This window comes from Vibrio sp. ES.051 (genome assembly GCF_002563795.1).
GTDB lineage: Bacteria > Pseudomonadota > Gammaproteobacteria > Enterobacterales > Vibrionaceae > Vibrio.
The window spans coordinates 149,714-166,067 of record NZ_PDJL01000003.1 but is presented as its reverse complement, the minus strand read 5'-3'; the positions used below and the strand labels follow the sequence as shown (position 1 = coordinate 166,067).

Annotated in this window: 14 protein-coding genes; 8 read left to right on the top strand and 6 right to left on the bottom strand. The window is 47.2% G+C overall.

Going from position 1 to position 16,354, the window contains the following annotated elements:
- Window position 1 precedes the first annotated feature (1 nt).
- Together ATG66_RS01420 and ATG66_RS01415 are read right to left on the bottom strand one after the other, a co-directional pair.
- Complete coding sequence (locus ATG66_RS01420) at window positions 2-1,318, bottom strand: glycosyltransferase family 2 protein (protein WP_179885563.1); 1,317 nt, start codon at window positions 1,316-1,318, stop codon at window positions 2-4.
- Entirely contained in the window at window positions 1,305-2,660 is a 1,356-nt protein-coding gene (locus tag ATG66_RS01415; protein ID WP_179885562.1) for a diguanylate cyclase domain-containing protein, read from the bottom strand. Before ATG66_RS01415 ends, ATG66_RS01420 begins: the two co-directional genes overlap by 14 nt.
- Before the next feature lie 300 nt (window positions 2,661-2,960).
- Between ATG66_RS01415 and ATG66_RS01410 the strand changes: the two genes are divergently transcribed.
- The 7 genes from ATG66_RS01410 (at window position 2,961) to ATG66_RS01375 (ending at window position 11,946) form a co-directional block, all read left to right on the top strand.
- Window positions 2,961-4,469: a DEAD/DEAH box helicase gene (locus tag ATG66_RS01410; protein ID WP_098413629.1), complete on the top strand. Its 1,509-nt coding sequence runs from the start codon at window positions 2,961-2,963 to the stop codon at window positions 4,467-4,469.
- A gap of 734 nt (window positions 4,470-5,203) precedes the next feature.
- Window positions 5,204-6,391: an ectoine hydrolase DoeA gene (gene doeA, locus ATG66_RS01400; protein ID WP_098413628.1), complete on the top strand. Its 1,188-nt coding sequence runs from the start codon at window positions 5,204-5,206 to the stop codon at window positions 6,389-6,391.
- 23 nt (window positions 6,392-6,414) lie between these two features.
- A complete protein-coding gene (doeB, locus tag ATG66_RS01395; protein WP_098413627.1) occupies window positions 6,415-7,431 on the top strand; it encodes a N(2)-acetyl-L-2,4-diaminobutanoate deacetylase DoeB in 1,017 nt (338 codons plus the stop codon).
- Window positions 7,432-7,466: 35 nt separating this feature from the next.
- The gene (locus ATG66_RS01390; RefSeq protein ID WP_098413626.1) at window positions 7,467-7,946 is read left to right on the top strand and encodes an Lrp/AsnC family transcriptional regulator; all 480 of its coding nucleotides are present in this window, start codon (window positions 7,467-7,469) and stop codon (window positions 7,944-7,946) included.
- A 155-nt stretch (window positions 7,947-8,101) separates the two neighbouring features.
- On the top strand, window positions 8,102-9,622 hold the full coding sequence (locus tag ATG66_RS01385) for an NAD-dependent succinate-semialdehyde dehydrogenase (protein WP_098413625.1): 1,521 nt from the start codon (window positions 8,102-8,104) through the stop codon (window positions 9,620-9,622).
- A 41-nt stretch (window positions 9,623-9,663) separates the two neighbouring features.
- Window positions 9,664-11,070 carry an aspartate aminotransferase family protein gene (locus ATG66_RS01380; protein ID WP_098413624.1) on the top strand — a complete coding sequence of 469 codons (1,407 nt, stop codon included), beginning with the start codon at window positions 9,664-9,666 and terminating at the stop codon, window positions 11,068-11,070.
- 354 nt (window positions 11,071-11,424) lie between these two features.
- On the top strand, window positions 11,425-11,946 hold the full coding sequence (locus ATG66_RS01375; protein WP_098413623.1) for a DUF2058 domain-containing protein: 522 nt from the start codon (window positions 11,425-11,427) through the stop codon (window positions 11,944-11,946).
- A gap of 84 nt (window positions 11,947-12,030) precedes the next feature.
- Here ATG66_RS01375 and ATG66_RS01370 read toward each other — a convergent pair whose 3' ends face one another.
- The 3 genes from ATG66_RS01370 to ATG66_RS01360 all read right to left on the bottom strand — a co-directional run bounded on the left by ATG66_RS01370 (window position 12,031) and on the right by ATG66_RS01360 (window position 13,993).
- Window positions 12,031-12,645, bottom strand: a complete 615-nt coding sequence (locus ATG66_RS01370; protein WP_098413622.1) for a LysE family translocator — start codon at window positions 12,643-12,645, stop codon at window positions 12,031-12,033.
- Between the two features lie 82 nt (window positions 12,646-12,727).
- Entirely contained in the window at window positions 12,728-13,120 is a 393-nt protein-coding gene (locus tag ATG66_RS01365; RefSeq protein ID WP_098413621.1) for a ribosome recycling factor family protein, read from the bottom strand.
- 3 nt (window positions 13,121-13,123) lie between these two features.
- On the bottom strand, window positions 13,124-13,993 hold the full coding sequence (locus tag ATG66_RS01360; RefSeq protein ID WP_098413620.1) for a LysR family transcriptional regulator: 870 nt from the start codon (window positions 13,991-13,993) through the stop codon (window positions 13,124-13,126).
- 105 nt (window positions 13,994-14,098) lie between these two features.
- Between ATG66_RS01360 and ATG66_RS01355 the strand changes: the two genes are divergently transcribed.
- Entirely contained in the window at window positions 14,099-15,355 is a 1,257-nt protein-coding gene (locus tag ATG66_RS01355) for an adenylosuccinate synthase (RefSeq protein ID WP_098413619.1), read from the top strand.
- Window positions 15,356-15,470: 115 nt separating this feature from the next.
- Here the strand turns inward: ATG66_RS01355 and ppsR are convergent, their stop codons facing one another.
- The gene (gene ppsR, locus ATG66_RS01350) at window positions 15,471-16,304 is read right to left on the bottom strand and encodes a posphoenolpyruvate synthetase regulatory kinase/phosphorylase PpsR (RefSeq protein ID WP_098413618.1); all 834 of its coding nucleotides are present in this window, start codon (window positions 16,302-16,304) and stop codon (window positions 15,471-15,473) included.
- Window positions 16,305-16,354: the final 50 nt, after the last annotated feature.

Sequence of the window (16,354 nt, the reverse complement as noted above, 5' to 3'; positions counted from 1 at the left end):
ATTAAAACTTTTTACCTCGCTTCAATACCCACCAAGGCGCCATACTCGATTCTTCATGACTTCGCCTTACCACTTCGTTAACCATGGAGAAGGCGGTAATTAAGCGCATAAAGAATTGGTACACTGGATAAAAAAATAACCATTTCACTGACTTTAAATCTTCTTTTTTTCTCTCTGATACCAAACCGATATACACAACAAAGAGCAAAGCCGACAAAAAGAGATAAACAAGGTAGAGCATCAACATCAGAGCTAGGACAAACTTAATTGGATATACAATGACCATATATACGCAAAATAGTACGACAAGCAGTGGCAATAAAACGTTCTGTATCACCCCATAAACTAAAGTGAACAAGAAGTTTCCCCACCCTAAGAGCGTCGGAGATAAGCCCTCATTGTGTTTTCGTAAAAACAAAAACAGCAGGTCTCCATCCCAACGCAGTCGTTGTAATACCAAGCCTTTGAGGGTATCGGGGACATCTGTGTGCCCAATTGCATTATTGGCAAACGCTAATTTATTATTCGGATAGCGCCGCTTGTATTGCTTTAAACGCATGGTTAAGTCTAGGTCCTCTGCGGTATGCGTATCCCACCCCCCCACTTGCTTCAATAGATTTTTCCGAAACGCGCCAAATGCCCCTGAAATATTATTCAGCACTCCCCACTTTGCCATTCCTGTCTTACCTGCTTGCATGGAGAGCATGTATTCGAGCGATTGCATCTTCGTGAGTAAGTTCGCATTATGATTTCGAACTCTCAATGCCCCTCCGCTGGCAACAACCTCTTTGTTGGCAAACTGTTGCATCATGGTGAAAACCATATCGTTATCAAACGAAGTGTCTCCATCCACATTGATCACTATCTCGCCGCGAGCCTCCGACAAACCAGCATTGAGCGTAGAAACTCGCCCACCACGCTGCCACTTAGGTAAAACACGCACTTTGCGGTTACGTACCCTCGCATGCCTTTTTTCGCCATTTAGCGCGGCTTGGTAGGTCTCTTGGTTTTGCACGGCCCCATCCACCACCACCAAGATTTCGATCTGCCCCGGATACACCTGCTCAACCAGCGTATCGATGGTAAGGCCTATCGCTTCACCTTCACCGTAACAAGTAATGATAATACTCACCGATGGGAAATAAGTCAGGGCTTGCTCTTCAGGGACATACGCCCAACGAAAAATCCCGGTTAATACCAGCAAATACAATGGCAGTTCGATGACGATCATGACCGGGAATACCAGCAGCCACAGATCTTCGTTATGCAGTAACATCCCACCAAGATAGTCGAGCAGCACCAAGCTATCTTGCAACATAGATCTCACCTATTAGTGACTCAATCCAGCCGGACACCCCGTCTTCTATAATTGGGTTGGGTAGCTCCCAAGCAAAGACATTCAACTCAAATTCTTTGTCTTCGATAAGCTCTCCAAGTTTAGATAGCTTCTCTTGCAGAACCGTCAAACTCTTGTTTGTTGTGTTGGGCATGAGTACGAGCAGCACGTCTTGTTTATACTGACAGCAAATATCGGTATCACGGAACATTCCGCTCAACCGGCGTGTCAACTGGTCCATTAACGAGAACAATTTTGCATCACCATACTGCTGACCATATTCATTGAGCGTAGGTAAATGTAACCCCAGCAACAAATGGTGCTCTTGATGTCTCAATGCCACCTTATTCAGCCAAGTAAGTAAGTTTTGGAAAAAGCTAATTTCTACTTTTCCTTTTATCGAGAGTTCAGGGGCCTGAATTGATTTGCCATGCTGGTAAATGTACTCGCCAACGTCACCAAGTCGATACTGATGAATTTTACGGACCACCAGTTCTTCAACCTTCATCTTCGCATCACAACTTAAACAATGGCAGCTCGTTGCTGCTTCGACAAATAAGCCAGTGCAACGGTTACACACATAGTTTTCCAGCGGGCGATCATAATCGACCCCGATGTGACGCAACTGCGTTAAGCACTTAGGGCACTCTAACTTACCGCGGCGTTGAAAACTTTGTTGGTCGCCAACATGACCGCAAGTGAAGCAATGCAAAGAGCTTTGAGTATCAATGTCAATGCTACTGCAATCTGGGCAAACTTCGACATAATTGAGGTGGCCACTATTGCACTGTGAGCACACGCGAATTCTATCAACCAGCTCTTCTGCCTCTAATACTCCACGACTTTGTTCTGACAGCACATATCTGTACGTCGAATAAATATCAGGAAACAGAACATCGATAATCGGATATGAATATATCGGTGTTGATTCAAGGCTTTTCATTGCCTTCACTCTACGTTGCCGATTCACTCCGAGCCAACCAATCATTGGGTCTAGCCATTCAAGTTCATCCATCGTATCAAGCTTGCGCTGAATCGCTTGCCATGCATTGATCGACCTTTCTTCGTCGAATAAACCATCCGTAACACATCTTGAGTACGCCGTTTCTTGCGTGACATACACCGCCCATGACCATCTCCCCGGCTGCTGATAAAAGGCGGATAGCGCCTCATCAATTTGCCGAGCGTTTTGCTCGGCAATGCACACCATCCCTCCAAGCCCTGTAGGTATTTCCTCCACACTGTTGACATTAATTAGAGTCTCAAACGAGCGCTCTGGGAGTCGGTCACCGACCCAATAGAAATAATTATTTTTTAAGGGCATTTTATGAACTCTCAAAACCATAAATGTTGTTCATCACATTAAAAATATACAACTGAAAAGAGAAAAACGTCACAACCGAACTAGCATCACCTCTCGCAAGTTAAATATTATAAAAAACAATCAGTTAATTTGACTTAACGCTTATTATCACCGTAAATATGTATGTACGGATAAAATGAGATCAAGATCAAATACGGAATTAGTTGAAGCAAACACGTAAAAGCCTCAGAATGTCGGACTTTTCGCATAGAATCTAAATTCATGCGTTGTTATCCAACTCGACAATTGAGAATCATATATATGGGTTTTACCTCGTTAGGTCTATCTGCTCCAATCCTTAAAGCAATTCAGGAAAAAGGCTACGACACCCCCTCCCCAATTCAGGCTCAAGCAATTCCAGCGATTTTGGAAGGGAAAGACGTCATGGCGGCAGCACAGACTGGTACGGGTAAAACGGCAGGCTTTACATTGCCCATTCTTGAACGCTTATCTAACGGCCCTCGCGTTCGTAGCAATCAAGTGCGCACTTTGATCCTGACACCCACACGTGAACTTGCCGCTCAAGTTCAAGAAAGCGTGTCCATGTACGGTCGCCATCTTCCTCTAACAAGTGCGGTCGTGTTTGGTGGTGTGAAGATCAACCCGCAAATGCAACGTCTACGTAAAGGTGCCGATGTATTAGTGGCGACGCCGGGTCGCTTGATGGATCTTTTCAATCAAAATGCAGTTAAGTTTGACCAACTCGAAGTTTTAGTCCTAGATGAAGCAGATCGCATGTTGGACATGGGCTTTATCCGCGATATTCGTAAGATTCTTAATTTACTACCAAAACAGCGCCAGAATCTTCTGTTCTCAGCAACGTTCTCTAACGAGATTCGCGATCTAGCCAAAGGCTTGGTCAACAACCCTGTTGAGATTTCGGTTAGCCCGGCGAACTCTACAGCAAGAACGGTAGAACAGAGCATTTACCCAGCAGATGCTAAGAAAAAAGCGCCCATGTTGGTAAAATTGATTAACGATGGTGATTGGCAACAAGTCCTCGTGTTCATGCGTACCAAACACGGTGCTAACCGTTTGGCGAAATTCTTGATCGAGCAAGGTTTGCCTGCAGCCGCGATCCATGGCAACAAAAGCCAAGCCGCGCGCACCAAAGCATTGGCCGATTTTAAATCGGGTGGGATTCGAGTCTTGGTAGCAACGGACATCGCGGCGCGCGGTATCGACATTCCTCAGTTGCCTCAAGTCGTGAACTTTGAGTTGCCAAAAGTGGCTGAAGATTATGTTCACCGTATTGGCCGTACTGGACGTGCGGGTGAGGTGGGTAAAGCGATTTCTCTAGTATGTGCCATTGAAGCACCAGAGCTCTTCGCCATTGAACGCTTAATTAAACAGCTACTGCCACGCAAAGAGCTTGCAGGCTTCGCACCAACCAATGCAGTGCCAGAATCAAAACTGGATACGCGTCCAATTAAACCGAAGAAGCCTAAAAAACCCCAAACGCAAAAAGCCGACGGTGGAAACGCACAATCTACAGACGCTAAAGAATCAAATGGCGCGAACAAACCTAAGCGTCGCTTCAACGGTAACAAAAATGGGGCAAACCAAGGCGCCGCTGGTAAGCCTAAAGGTAATCGCGAAGGTCAAGGTCGCGCAAACAGTCAACCTGACGGTCGCAAACCAAACACCAGCAAGCCAACTGGCAATCAGAATAACAGCAGTGCTAAACCGTCTGGTAACCGCAAGCCGAACAGCACGAAACCTGCAGGAAATAAACCATCTGCCCAGCGCCGTGCGAAAGTCGCTAATTAAGCGGACTCAATGGTTTAATTACGGGTCTCTTTCATCATACTGACTCTGACTGAACCACGATATGAATAAAAGGCACTCTTTTCATGACCATCAAGTGAACAGAAAGACCTTCTCAACTTGCCCTTTTCGCAGAAAATCGGTCTGAGCGTCCGGCTCAGACCAGAAAGTGGCAAGTTGGCGGGTTGTATCAAGGATTTCTGCAATCACAGATAGATCATGCTGAATATAACCTCGTTTGTCTCTGCCCCCTCCCTTTTTTTCTCTGCATAACCATAAGCATGCCTCATGGTTTGAACACTTGCGCCCAATTCACGATGCGTGAGCAGTCGAGTGCCTGATTTTAAATAGCCACTACACAACACACATTCAACAAGACAATCACCGATAGCGATGTACTTGACAGTGCTTGAAAGGATGATCGGCTTCAGAAAAATTGTCATGACACCGTATTTTAATGGCTTCCCCCAGCACCACCTGTAACCTAAACTTAACAATTGATGACTTATTAGCTACCAAATGCGGTGTAATGCACAAAAATGAGCCACAATTGTAATAATTGCCATGAGAAACAGAGATCCCACAAGCCGGTTAGATGTCATCGTTTAACCCAAAATACAGCCGCAATAGTGAGTGCAAGAGCGGTAAACGCAGGTCTGACTGACCTGATAGAAGGTAACAATACCTCAACGTCTCCGAAGGCCGATAAGGCGTCGGATTTTTAGCAAGGAGAGCATATGAGAGGCATTGTTTTGCATTTTACACTGGATGAATTCCAGGATCGGTTAACAAAAGTTCGCCAGTCGATGGAAGAACAGCAATTAGATATGCTCATCATTCATGATCCTTCTAACATGGCGTGGCTGACAGGCTATGACGGTTGGTCGTTTTACGTGCCGCAATGCGTTGTGGTGGGATCATCTGGAGAACCCGTTTGGTTTGGCCGTTGCCAAGATGCAAATGGCGCATACAGAACCGCCTACATGGCGGCAGAAAACATCACTTATTACCCCGATCACTATGTGATGAACCCACCGTTGCATCCCATGGATTTTCTCGTCGAAGCCATACTCACCCCTCGCCTTTGGGACCGTGGTCGTATCGGCGTAGAAAAAGACAACTACTACTTCAGTGCCACCGCGTACGAATCACTCACTACACACTTACCCAATGCTCAATTGCTGGATGCCACTGGCCTTGTCAACTGGTGCCGCGCCGTCAAATCGGATCAAGAACTGGCTTACATGTACCGCGCCGCACGCATTGTAGAAAACATGCACCGTGTCGCCTTCGATATGATTGAACCCGGTTTGCCTAAACATCATTTAGTTGCAGAGATTAACCGCCAAGCCGTACTTGGTCATGAAGACCACTTTGGCGATTACACCGCAATCGTACCGCTTTTACCATCGGGATCGGATGCCTCCGCGCCACACCTAACTTGGGATGACAAACCATTCAAAAAAGGCGAAGGCACCTTTTTCGAAATTGCGGGGGCCCATCGTCGCTACCACTGCCCTCTTTCTCGCACCATTTTTCTTGGTGAGCCCGATGATAAATTCAAACGTGCAGATGAAGCGCTCACGCTTGGTCTGGAAGTCGGCTTAGAAGCTGCGAGACCAGGCAATACCTGCGCTGACATCGCCAATGCACTAAACAAAGTTCTCGATAAAGCCGGTTTCTCGCGTGAGGGCGCGCGTTGTGGTTACCCTATCGGTCTGAGTTACCCGCCAGATTGGGGCGAGCGAACCATGAGCTTGCGTGATACCGATAAAACCGTGCTGAAAGAAGGCATGACATTCCATTTTATGCCTGGATTATGGTTCGAGGATTGGGGCCTAGAAACCACGGAAAGCATCGTCATTACCCGTGATGGCGCAAAAACACTGTGTGATTTCCCGCGCCATTTATTTATCAAACACTGAGCTTGAAACCAAAAGGACTGGCTATGCAAAATAGCTCGATCACAGCCACCGTCGACTTTGACCGAGAAGGTATGCAGCACGGATTTTTAACCCTGCCGTACTCCCATGATGACTCCGCTTGGGGAAGCATCATGATCCCAATAACCGTGATTAAAAATGGAGAAGGACCAACGGCCCTGCTCACTGGTGGGAATCACGGTGATGAATATGAGGGGATTACGAGCTTGCTCAAATTGGCAAACTCGCTTCAAACAGAACAAATACAAGGTCGCGTTATTATTGTACCCATGATGAATTTACCCGCGGTACAAAATGCTTCTCGTACTTCTTCTATCGATAAAGGCAACTTGAACCGCAGCTTTCCCGGTAACCCCGCTGGTACAGTCACCGAGAAAATTGCGGATTACTTCACCCGTTATCTTGTCCCAATGTGTGATTTTGCGCTGGATATTCACTCTGGCGGTAAAACATTAGACATTGTGCCTTTCGCCGCCGCTCACCGCTTAGGCAACCCCGTTCAAGAAGAATCATGCATCCTAGGTGCAACCCTGTTTGGTGCGCCTTATACCATGATATTGCTCGAAATGGATGCCACCAGCCTGTATGACACAACAGTGGAGTCTCAAGGTAAAATCTTTGTCACCACAGAGCTCGGAGGCGGTGGAACCAGTACGCCACAAACCATTGCTTACGCCGATCGCGGTATCCGTAACTTCTTACGTTTTTCAGGTAATTTACCCGGTGAGTACGAAAAACCAGCACAGCCAACCAAGTTGCTAGATATGCCAGATGCAAGTTGTTATGTGCAAAGCCAGCACCACGGCATCACTGAATACTTATTTGAGCTTGGCGATCATGTCAAACAAGGCGATGTGATGGTGAGAATTTACCCAATCGAACGTACGGGGACGCCTCCTACCGAATATAAAGCGCAACGCAATGGTATTTTTGCTGCACGCCGTTTTCCTGCCATGGTAAATATGGGTGATACCGTCGCCGTCATTGCGAACAACATCGAGTCTGATGAAGATAATGGATAAGACGAATTATTTTATCGTTTAAAAGGAGAAGCATCATGCGCCTCGATCGCTACGACGTAAAAATTCTACAAATACTGCATGACAATGGCCGTATTACCAAATCTCACCTTGCCGAGGCCATTAACCTATCTGTGAGCCCTTGCTGGGAGCGTGTCAAAAAACTGGAACAAGCAGGCATCATTGAAGGCTACGGGGCAAAAGTAAATACCGATGTTTTGTTCAAACGAACGTCGGTCATGGTTGAAGTAACGCTCAAAGAACACAGTGCCCAAGCGTTCAAGCGTTTCGAGCAACTGGTTCAACATTCACCAGAAGTCACGGATTGTTATGCCACAGGCGGCGGTGTCGATTACATCCTCAAAATTCAGTCGGAAGATATAGATCAATACCAACGGCTTATCGACAACTGGTTAGAGTCAGAAGTGGGTATTGAGCGCTACTTTACTTACATCGTGACGAAAACAATCAAACGTGATGCCGGCACATTAGGAGTGAACCAAAACGCCTTGTTCTAAAAGGGAAAACACGCTTAAAAGACGACCAGAAAAATCACCATATCTAACGGTGTGGAAAAGAAAGTTTTGATGGTTTAAACCTCGGCATCAGAAATTATTTCGGTCACTTCTCCATTACAGTTTAACTATGGACAACGACGCTGGGAGAAGGACTCATGACAGCACTGCACAGCTTACATGCTGAGGAATTAAAAGCCTCGCACGACATGATGGCGATAATGAAAGACATACGTTTGGTGAGAGGTTTAGCGTACGTCAACGGCAAATGGGTAAGTGGTGAACAATTTCATCCGGTGAATAATCCGGCGGATGGTACGGTCATCGGCTACATTACCAAGCTATCTCAGCAGCAACTCTATCAAGCGATTGATGAAGCTGATCAAGCCTTTCGTCAATGGCGAAAAATGCAAGCAGAAGAACGCGCTGAAATTCTCATGCGTTGGTACGATCTGATTTTAGAATCACAACAAGATCTTGCTCGTTTGATGGTTATGGAGCAAGGCAAAACATTAGCTGATGCTTTGGGTGAAATAGACTACGGCGCCTCTTTTGTTCGTTGGTTTGCAGAGGAAGCACGCCGCAGCTATGGCGAAACCATCCCAAGTCACATTCCGAATGCGCAGCTGTCGACGGTGCGCGAACCGATTGGTGTCGCAGCACTGATTACCCCATGGAATTTTCCTAATGCGATGGTCACCCGCAAAGCCGCCGCAGCATTAGCGATAGGCTGTCCGGTGCTCATCAAACCCGCCAGTGAAACGCCCTTTTCCGCATTAGCCTTGGCAGAATTAGCAGACCGAGCTGGCTTTCCGCCGGGTGTATTTAACGTGATCACTGGTGATGCGGTGATGGTGTCACAAACCTTGTGTCACTCCGATAAAGTCAAAGCACTCTCGTTCACAGGCTCAACTCGGGTGGGTAAGTTGCTGCTGCGCGACGCGGCACAAACCGTGAAGAAGTGCAGCATGGAGCTCGGCGGTAATGCCCCTTTCATCGTGCTGCCAGATATGGATGTCGAGCAAGCAGCCAAAGCCGCCGTGGATGCCAAGTTTCAAACCGCAGGACAAGACTGCTTGGCCGCAAACCGTATCTTCGTCCCTGACGATAAGTACGAAGCGTTTTTGGAAGCGTTTGCCAAAGAAATGAACCACATCGTTTTAGGCAATGGTTTAGATGAAAAAACCACCATGGGGCCGCTGATCAATCGCGCTGCGGTGGATAAAGCGCATGATTTGGTGCGTGACGCACTCGACAAAGGCGCGCGATTGGTCGCGGGATACCACCAGCCCGTACCAAGCGAAAACTTCTTCGCGCCGACATTGCTGGCCGATGTCACCCCAGACATGGCGGTGTATCGCGAAGAGAATTTTTGTCCTGTGGCAGGCGTATTGCCTTACCAAGACTTAGATACCGTGATTGAAATGAGCAACGACACTGAGTACGGCTTAGCTGCCTATGTTTATGGTCACGATATTCACCAAATTTGGCGCTGCATGCGTGGTTTGGAATTTGGCATGGTGAGCGTGAACTCGGTCAAGATGACTGGTCACCCTATCCCATTCGGCGGCGTGAAACAGTCAGGGCTTGGACGAGAAGGCAGTCGCCACGGCTTTGAAGAATACAGTGAAATCAAATACTGCTGCTTAGGCGCTTTACCAACCGTCAGTGGCAGTTAAGGCACAAAATATGGATATCCAATTATTCGAGGAGAAGGATCATGAGCAATAAAACCCAACAACTTTTAGAGATCGATCGTCAGAGAGTATTTCATGCCTCAACCCACCTGAAGCAGTATGCGGCTGGGGAGCTTTCGGGAAGAATTATCTCGAGCGGAAACGGAATACGCATCACCGATTCAGAAGGCATCGAGCTGATAGACGGCTTTGCCGGGTTGTATTGTGTGAACATTGGCTATGGCAGGACTGAAATGGCCGAGGCTATTTATGAACAAGCCAAACAGCTGGCGTATTATCACACTTACGTCGGCCATACGAACGAAGCACTAGTGACACTGTCAGATCGCATCATCAAAATGGCGCCTGAAGGCATGAGCAAAGTCTACTACGGCATGTCCGGCAGTGATGCAAACGAAACGCAACTTAAGTTGGTGTGGTACTACAACAATGCCCGTGGTCTACCAGAGAAGAAAAAGATCATCTCCCGTGACCGCGGCTACCATGGTTCAAGTATCGCTTCGGGTTCAATGACAGGGCTGCCTCTGTTCCACGCGCATTTTGATTTACCCCTTGAGCGCATCAAGCACACCATGGCGCCGTATTACTATCGCCGTGAAGACGACAACATGTCTGAGCTTGAATTCTCTCAATATTGCGCGGATCAACTCGAGGCGATGATCTTGGAAGAAGGCCCAGAAACAGTCGCAGCGATGATTGCAGAACCAGTGCTCGGTACTGGCGGTATTGTGCCACCACCAGAAGGGTACTGGCAGGCGATTCGCAAAGTGCTCGACAAATACGATGTACTCTTGATTGCGGATGAAGTGGTGTGTGGCTTTGGTCGTCTCGGCTCCGATTTTGGCTCGCTGCACTACGACATGAAACCGGATCTCATCACGGTAGCGAAAGGGTTAACTTCGGCGTATCAACCGCTGTCTGGCGTGATCGTCGGTGAGCGCGTTTGGAGTGTGCTAGAAAACGGCACCGACCAATGGGGCGCTATCGGACACGGCTACACCTACTCCGGTCACCCAATGGGAGCGGCAGCCGCGAACTGCAACCTCGATATCATTGAACGTGAAGGCTTGGTGCAAAACGCAGCCGACGTCGGCGCTTACTTGCAGCAACGCATGGCGGAGACGTTTAACGACCACCCATTGGTCGGTGATACTCGTGGCGTTGGCTTGTTGCATGCGTTGGAGTTTTCTTCAGACAAACTCCGCCGAGCACACTTTGATCCAAACTTGAAAGTGGGTCCGCAAATCGCGGCAGCCTGTTTAGAGCAAGGGTTAATCGCTCGCGCCATGCCACATGGTGACATCCTTGGCTTTGCGCCACCGCTTATCGCCAACCGTAATGACATCGACACTATTGTCGACAAAGCGCACCAAGCGATAAACAAAGTGATGGATACCCTCGTCACCTCTAAACAGTGGCAGCCAAAATAGCCGCGACTCACACCACTCTACGATTATCGCCTCTCTCCAAAACGGGAGGGGCGATGCAAAGAGAGGAAATACACCCAAGCACAAACACAAACAATTTTTGCCGTGAAAACTATCCACGAAAACCCAACGGGATGAGAAGTGACATTCCACTATTCCCGATTTAATCGCAACCATATCAAGATGAAGTTTGGTCAGCACCCGCCCCTCTCGCCATTGGTGCTTTAAATGGCCAGCCGCTCTGGAATGCATACACTTGCTAGAGTCCGATAATTTGCTCAACCCATCCTCATCACCCTTTCTTTGCTGATAAGGACTGGGTAAAATGTACGAAATTACGCACTGACTGGATGAAACATGGCAAAACTAACCCTTCAAGAACAAATGCTGAAAGCTGGCTTGGTTAATGAGAAAAAACTGAAAAAAGCGAAAAAAGGCTCTAAAAAATCACGCGTTCAAGCACGTGAAGTAAAAGAGGCGGTTGAAGAGAATAAACGTCAGCAGTTAGAGCACGATCAACAGCTCAACGAGAAGCAAAAAGCAGAACGATTAAGTAAAGAAATTAAGGCGCAAATCAACCAGTTGATCGAGATGAATAAGATTGACTTGAAAGATGGCGACATCAAATACAACTTTACTGATGGTACTCTAGTGAAGTCGCTTTATGTCGACTCAATGATTCGCAAGCAATTGAGCGCCGGCATTTTAGCGATCGCTGTGGTAGATGGAAGCTACGTTGTTATCCCACGTTCAGTGGCGAACAAAATCGCGCAACGAGATGAATCTGTCATTATCGACCAGAAAGAGCCGGAATCAGATACTCCAGATGAAGACGACCCATACGCAGATTTTGTCGTACCTGATGATTTGATGTGGTAAACACCGACCACCTTCAGCTAACCCAACAAAAAGAGCCGCTGATCTCGTATCAGGCGGCTCTTTTTGTTCGATTTACCGTGGTTTCTACTGCTTACTTAGGAGCAAGTTGGCACCAGATGCCGCTAAGAACAGTGCACATCCGCGATTGAAACGTTTCGCCATTTTTGGATTTGAAAACCAGTGTCGAAGGTACAAACCAAAAATCGCATAAATTGAAATGGCGACCATTTCTAAAATCAAAAACGTGGAGCCAAGGGCAAAAAACTGCTCATTAATATTCGCCGTCACATCGACAAACTGGGGCAAAAATGCAGTAAAAATAAGAATCGCCTTCGGGTTACCGGCGGCAAGCGTAAACTCTTGTTTCGCAAGCCCTGCATAGTTACGTGAATTAGTTAACTCAGAGATCGGGCTCGATTCCGAACGCCAAAGGTTGAATGCAATCCACAATAGATACAACGCACCCACCAACTTTAACGCTAAAAACAGCATTTCTGACGTATATAAAATCACAGCTAGCCCCGAAGCAGATAAAGCGATCATGCCAGAAAAAGCGGTGATCCGACCTAAACTTGCAACAAAAGCCGCGCGAAACCCATAACAACGTGCATTATTCATTGCCAGTAAGTTGTTGGGGCCTGGAGTCATATTCAGAGCAAAACAAGCGGGAATAAAAAGGAGGAGCTTCCAAATGTCCATGATAAGGAAATGGCCTTAATTTTTAGTAATAGCCCGCACCGTAACATTGGCCGTTAGAATGAGTAAATAAAAACGTTCAGCTCTAGAGTATTTCCGCTTCAAATCGCGCCGTTCTCGCCTGCGCTATCGGACAGTTAGTTTCTGCCATCAACTCTGCCAACGTGATATTCGGGTTTTGCCCCACCAAACGAATCAGTTTGTCTTCTAGCGATTCTAATTTATCTTGATGAGCGGATAATCCATTCTCCAACTTATTCATCACAAATCTTAGCTCTTCACATTGTCCTGCTTTTAGCTGCTCAAGAAGCGCTTTTAAGTTCAAGGCCTCCCCCGAAACTTGCCAATGACGAGAGCGCCTGACTCGCTTAACTTCACACCCGCAATCTTCCACCATGACTTTAATGCGTTTAGCATTCTCACCGCCAATGCGATGAATCAGAGATGGAAGCGAAACCGTGATGTTATGATCATTCATCCGTTACTCCCCTACCGCCGACACATTTTCCCCAACCCAATTCAGTAACTGTTTAGCGGCTTTAGATAACACCTGATTTTGGCGCACAATATAGCCAAAATCAGTATTGGGGAAGCTAGGTAGAGGCGTTATTTTTCGAGATATTTTCAACCTTGGGTCAAGAGAGAAATCTGGCACGATGGCGGTACCAAAGCCCGCCTCGGCCCAATCAATTTGAGCCTCTACGCTGCCCACTTCCATCACTCGATGTTTTGGTAGGGTCAATTCTGGTAACGATGCATCAATCAATTCACGAGTTCGTGTATCGTGCCCGAGCAAAATCAATGTCTGGCTTTCTTTCTTATTTTCTTGCCACTCAAAAATATTGTCACCAAACGCACACCAATGGATTTGGGTCAACGAGGTAAAGTGCAGTGGCTGGCTCTCTTTTTGTGCGATCACGAAACCAATATCAGCGCGCGCACTTTTCACCAACGCCACCGCTTGCGAAGACGTGGTGTTGAACAGCGCTAAGTCGATGCCCGGATATTCACTTTTGAATTGTTGGAAAGGTTTGATAAGCAGTAAGCGCGAAACAATGTCGCTCGCCGCAATAGAAAGTGAACCCTGTGTAAGATCGTTAATGGCATTGAGATCGGACTGACAAATTTGCAGCTCATTAAGCATCCGCTGCGCCGTAGCGAATAAACGCTTGCCCGCTTGGGTCAGTTGCACGGGATTACGTTCAATTAATTTAGTGCGCGTGGCTTGCTCAAGCTGCTTGATATGCAAGCTTACGTTCGGCTGCGTCATGTGCAGTTCTGTCGCGGTTTTGCCGAAATGTTTGACTTCTGCCAGCGTGGCGAAGGTTCGCAACCAATTCAAATCTAACATTGCCCATTCCGATATGAGATTATTATCAAGCTAATGAGTATAATTAATTTCTCTTATTGGGTCGAACGTCTTAAGATTTTTGCATCTGTTTTGGGAGATTAAATTATGTCGTCTATCGTTGTTGTGGGTGCAAACTGGGGTGATGAAGGCAAAGGCCGCATCGTTGACTTTTTGGCAGAGCAGGCTTCTGCGAGCATTCGTTTCCAAGGGGGTAACAACGCGGGTCACACCGTGGTTAACGACCTAGGTACGTTCAAGCTGCACCAGCTACCAAGTGGTGTATTCAACCCAGACTGTTTAGCAGTGTTAGGTCCGGGTATGGTCATCAGCCCTGCGTTACTGTCTCAGGAGATTACGGAAGTTGAAGAAGCGGGCGTAAAAGTGAATATGTGCATCTCTGATCGCGCAACACTGTGTCTACCACTACACGCACTAGAAGATACGCTAGAAGAACAGCGTTTAGGCGACAAAGCATACGGTTCAACTCGTCAAGGTATTGCCCCTGCGTACGGTGACCGCGTAATGAAGAAAGGCATCTTAGTTGGTTGGTTGAAGCAGCCGGACGTATTGGTGGAACGCCTGCAATTTATGATGGATTGGAAATTGCCTCAGCTGCGTGCGCTTTACCCTACCTTCGAGTTTGAACAAACGGCTGAAGAGTTGGCGAACTGGTTGCTTGAAGTGTCTGCTCCTTGGCGCGATGCTATTTGTAACGTGACGCTTCCTCTAAAAGCACTACAGGCAGAGAACAAAACGCTTTTATTCGAAGCGCAGCTTGGCGCGGGTCGTGATCTGGTTTACGGTGAGTACCCTTGGACAACCTCTTCTAACGTTGTGTCTATGTACGCGGGTATCGGCAGTGGCCTTCCTGCACTTCGTCCAGAGCGCGTTATTGCGGTTGCTAAAGCGTTCAGCTCGTCTGTGGGTACGGGTACGCTGATCACGGCAATGGAAGAGCAAGACGCGTTCCGTGAACTAGCCGGTGAATTCGGCGCAACCACGGGTCGTCCACGTGACATGGGTTACTTCGATGCCGTTGCGACGAAAAACGGCGTTGAACTGCAAGCCGCAACTGAAATTGCGTTAACGAAAGTGGACTGTCTCACAGGCCTTAACGATCTAAAAATCTGTGTTGGCTACGAAGGCGATCACAATGAGAACCCAATCTGGCCTCAAACGGCCGCACTAACGCCAATCTACGAAACAATGGAAAGCTGGAGTGAGGACATCACAGGTTGCCGTAAGTTTGAAGAGCTACCAGCAGCCGCCCAGCAATACGTTCTACGCATTGAAGAACTGATGGGCGTGCCAGTGAAAATGGTGTCTGTAGGTCCTGGCCGTGAACAAATGATTATGCGCTAAAGTGTGAATCGACACCAACTCTGATTGGTATCACACACCATTGGCAAGCGGCTCTTATCTGTTCCGGGGTAGAGCCGCTTTTTTTGCTTAAAGATCAGAAAGAAAGCCGTACGGACTAGAGCAACCGACGCTTCATTCCTGCCTTCTCTAAAATACGCGTAGTGATCTCTTCTACGGATAAAGACGAGGTATTGATGTAAGGAATCGCTTCCCTTCTAAATAATGCTTCCACCGTATCCAACTCCAGCTTACATTGCTCACTACTGGCGTAATCACTTCCGGATAAACGACTCTCACGGATTTCAGTCAAACGTTCAGGGTCAATCGTAAGACCAAACAGCTTATGACGATAAACCTCAAACTCCGGCATTAAGCGCATCACTTTCACATCTTCCGCGATAAACGGATAGTTCACAACACGCAAACCAAACTGCATGGCCATGTACAAACTGGTTGGCGTTTTACCACTGCGCGATACCCCAAGCAGAATGATGTCCGCTTGCTCCAAGCCTTTTAGCGTGATGCCATCATCATGCGCCAATGTGTATTCAATAGCAGCAATGCGATCAAAATAACTATCGGAGTCTTTACCCACGCTGCGAGAACGCTGCAACTTAGGCTTTGGTGCCATCTGAATGTCGTCTTGCACTTTCTGCACAATACTCTCCAACACATCGTAACTGTATGCCGGCGCTTCAAGCAGCATTTCACGTACTTCTGGAACGACAATTGAGAAAAACACCAGAGGTTTGACGCCATTGCGTTGGTAGGAAGTTTCAATTTCTTTTACAACGTCAGCAACTTTGTCCTGGCTTTCTACGAACGGAAAGGTTTTTTCGTTAGGAATGAACGGAAATTGACCGAGAACAACATGCCCTAATGTCTCACATGTTATGGCCGTACCATCAGAAACATAGAATACATCACGACTTGGGTTATTTATTTGCATTTCTGTTTAATTTTTCAAAATATTTTGAGTAGGATAGTAAACATAATATT

Coding starts and splice junctions, on each gene's coding strand:
- ATG66_RS01380 (WP_098413624.1), top strand. CDS start 9,664: ATGAGCAATAAAACCCAACAACTTTTAGAGATCGATCGTCAGAGAGTA.
- ATG66_RS01360 (WP_098413620.1), bottom strand. CDS start 13,993: ATGTTAGATTTGAATTGGTTGCGAACCTTCGCCACGCTGGCAGAAGTC.
- ATG66_RS01355 (WP_098413619.1), top strand. CDS start 14,099: ATGTCGTCTATCGTTGTTGTGGGTGCAAACTGGGGTGATGAAGGCAAA.
- ATG66_RS01370 (WP_098413622.1), bottom strand. CDS start 12,645: ATGGACATTTGGAAGCTCCTCCTTTTTATTCCCGCTTGTTTTGCTCTG.
- ATG66_RS01385 (WP_098413625.1), top strand. CDS start 8,102: ATGACAGCACTGCACAGCTTACATGCTGAGGAATTAAAAGCCTCGCAC.
- ATG66_RS01365 (WP_098413621.1), bottom strand. CDS start 13,120: ATGAATGATCATAACATCACGGTTTCGCTTCCATCTCTGATTCATCGC.
- ATG66_RS01390 (WP_098413626.1), top strand. CDS start 7,467: ATGCGCCTCGATCGCTACGACGTAAAAATTCTACAAATACTGCATGAC.
- ppsR (WP_098413618.1), bottom strand. CDS start 16,304: ATGCAAATAAATAACCCAAGTCGTGATGTATTCTATGTTTCTGATGGT.
- doeB (WP_098413627.1), top strand. CDS start 6,415: ATGCAAAATAGCTCGATCACAGCCACCGTCGACTTTGACCGAGAAGGT.
- doeA (WP_098413628.1), top strand. CDS start 5,204: ATGAGAGGCATTGTTTTGCATTTTACACTGGATGAATTCCAGGATCGG.
- ATG66_RS01420 (WP_179885563.1), bottom strand. CDS start 1,318: ATGTTGCAAGATAGCTTGGTGCTGCTCGACTATCTTGGTGGGATGTTA.
- ATG66_RS01415 (WP_179885562.1), bottom strand. CDS start 2,660: ATGCCCTTAAAAAATAATTATTTCTATTGGGTCGGTGACCGACTCCCA.
- ATG66_RS01410 (WP_098413629.1), top strand. CDS start 2,961: ATGGGTTTTACCTCGTTAGGTCTATCTGCTCCAATCCTTAAAGCAATT.
- ATG66_RS01375 (WP_098413623.1), top strand. CDS start 11,425: ATGGCAAAACTAACCCTTCAAGAACAAATGCTGAAAGCTGGCTTGGTT.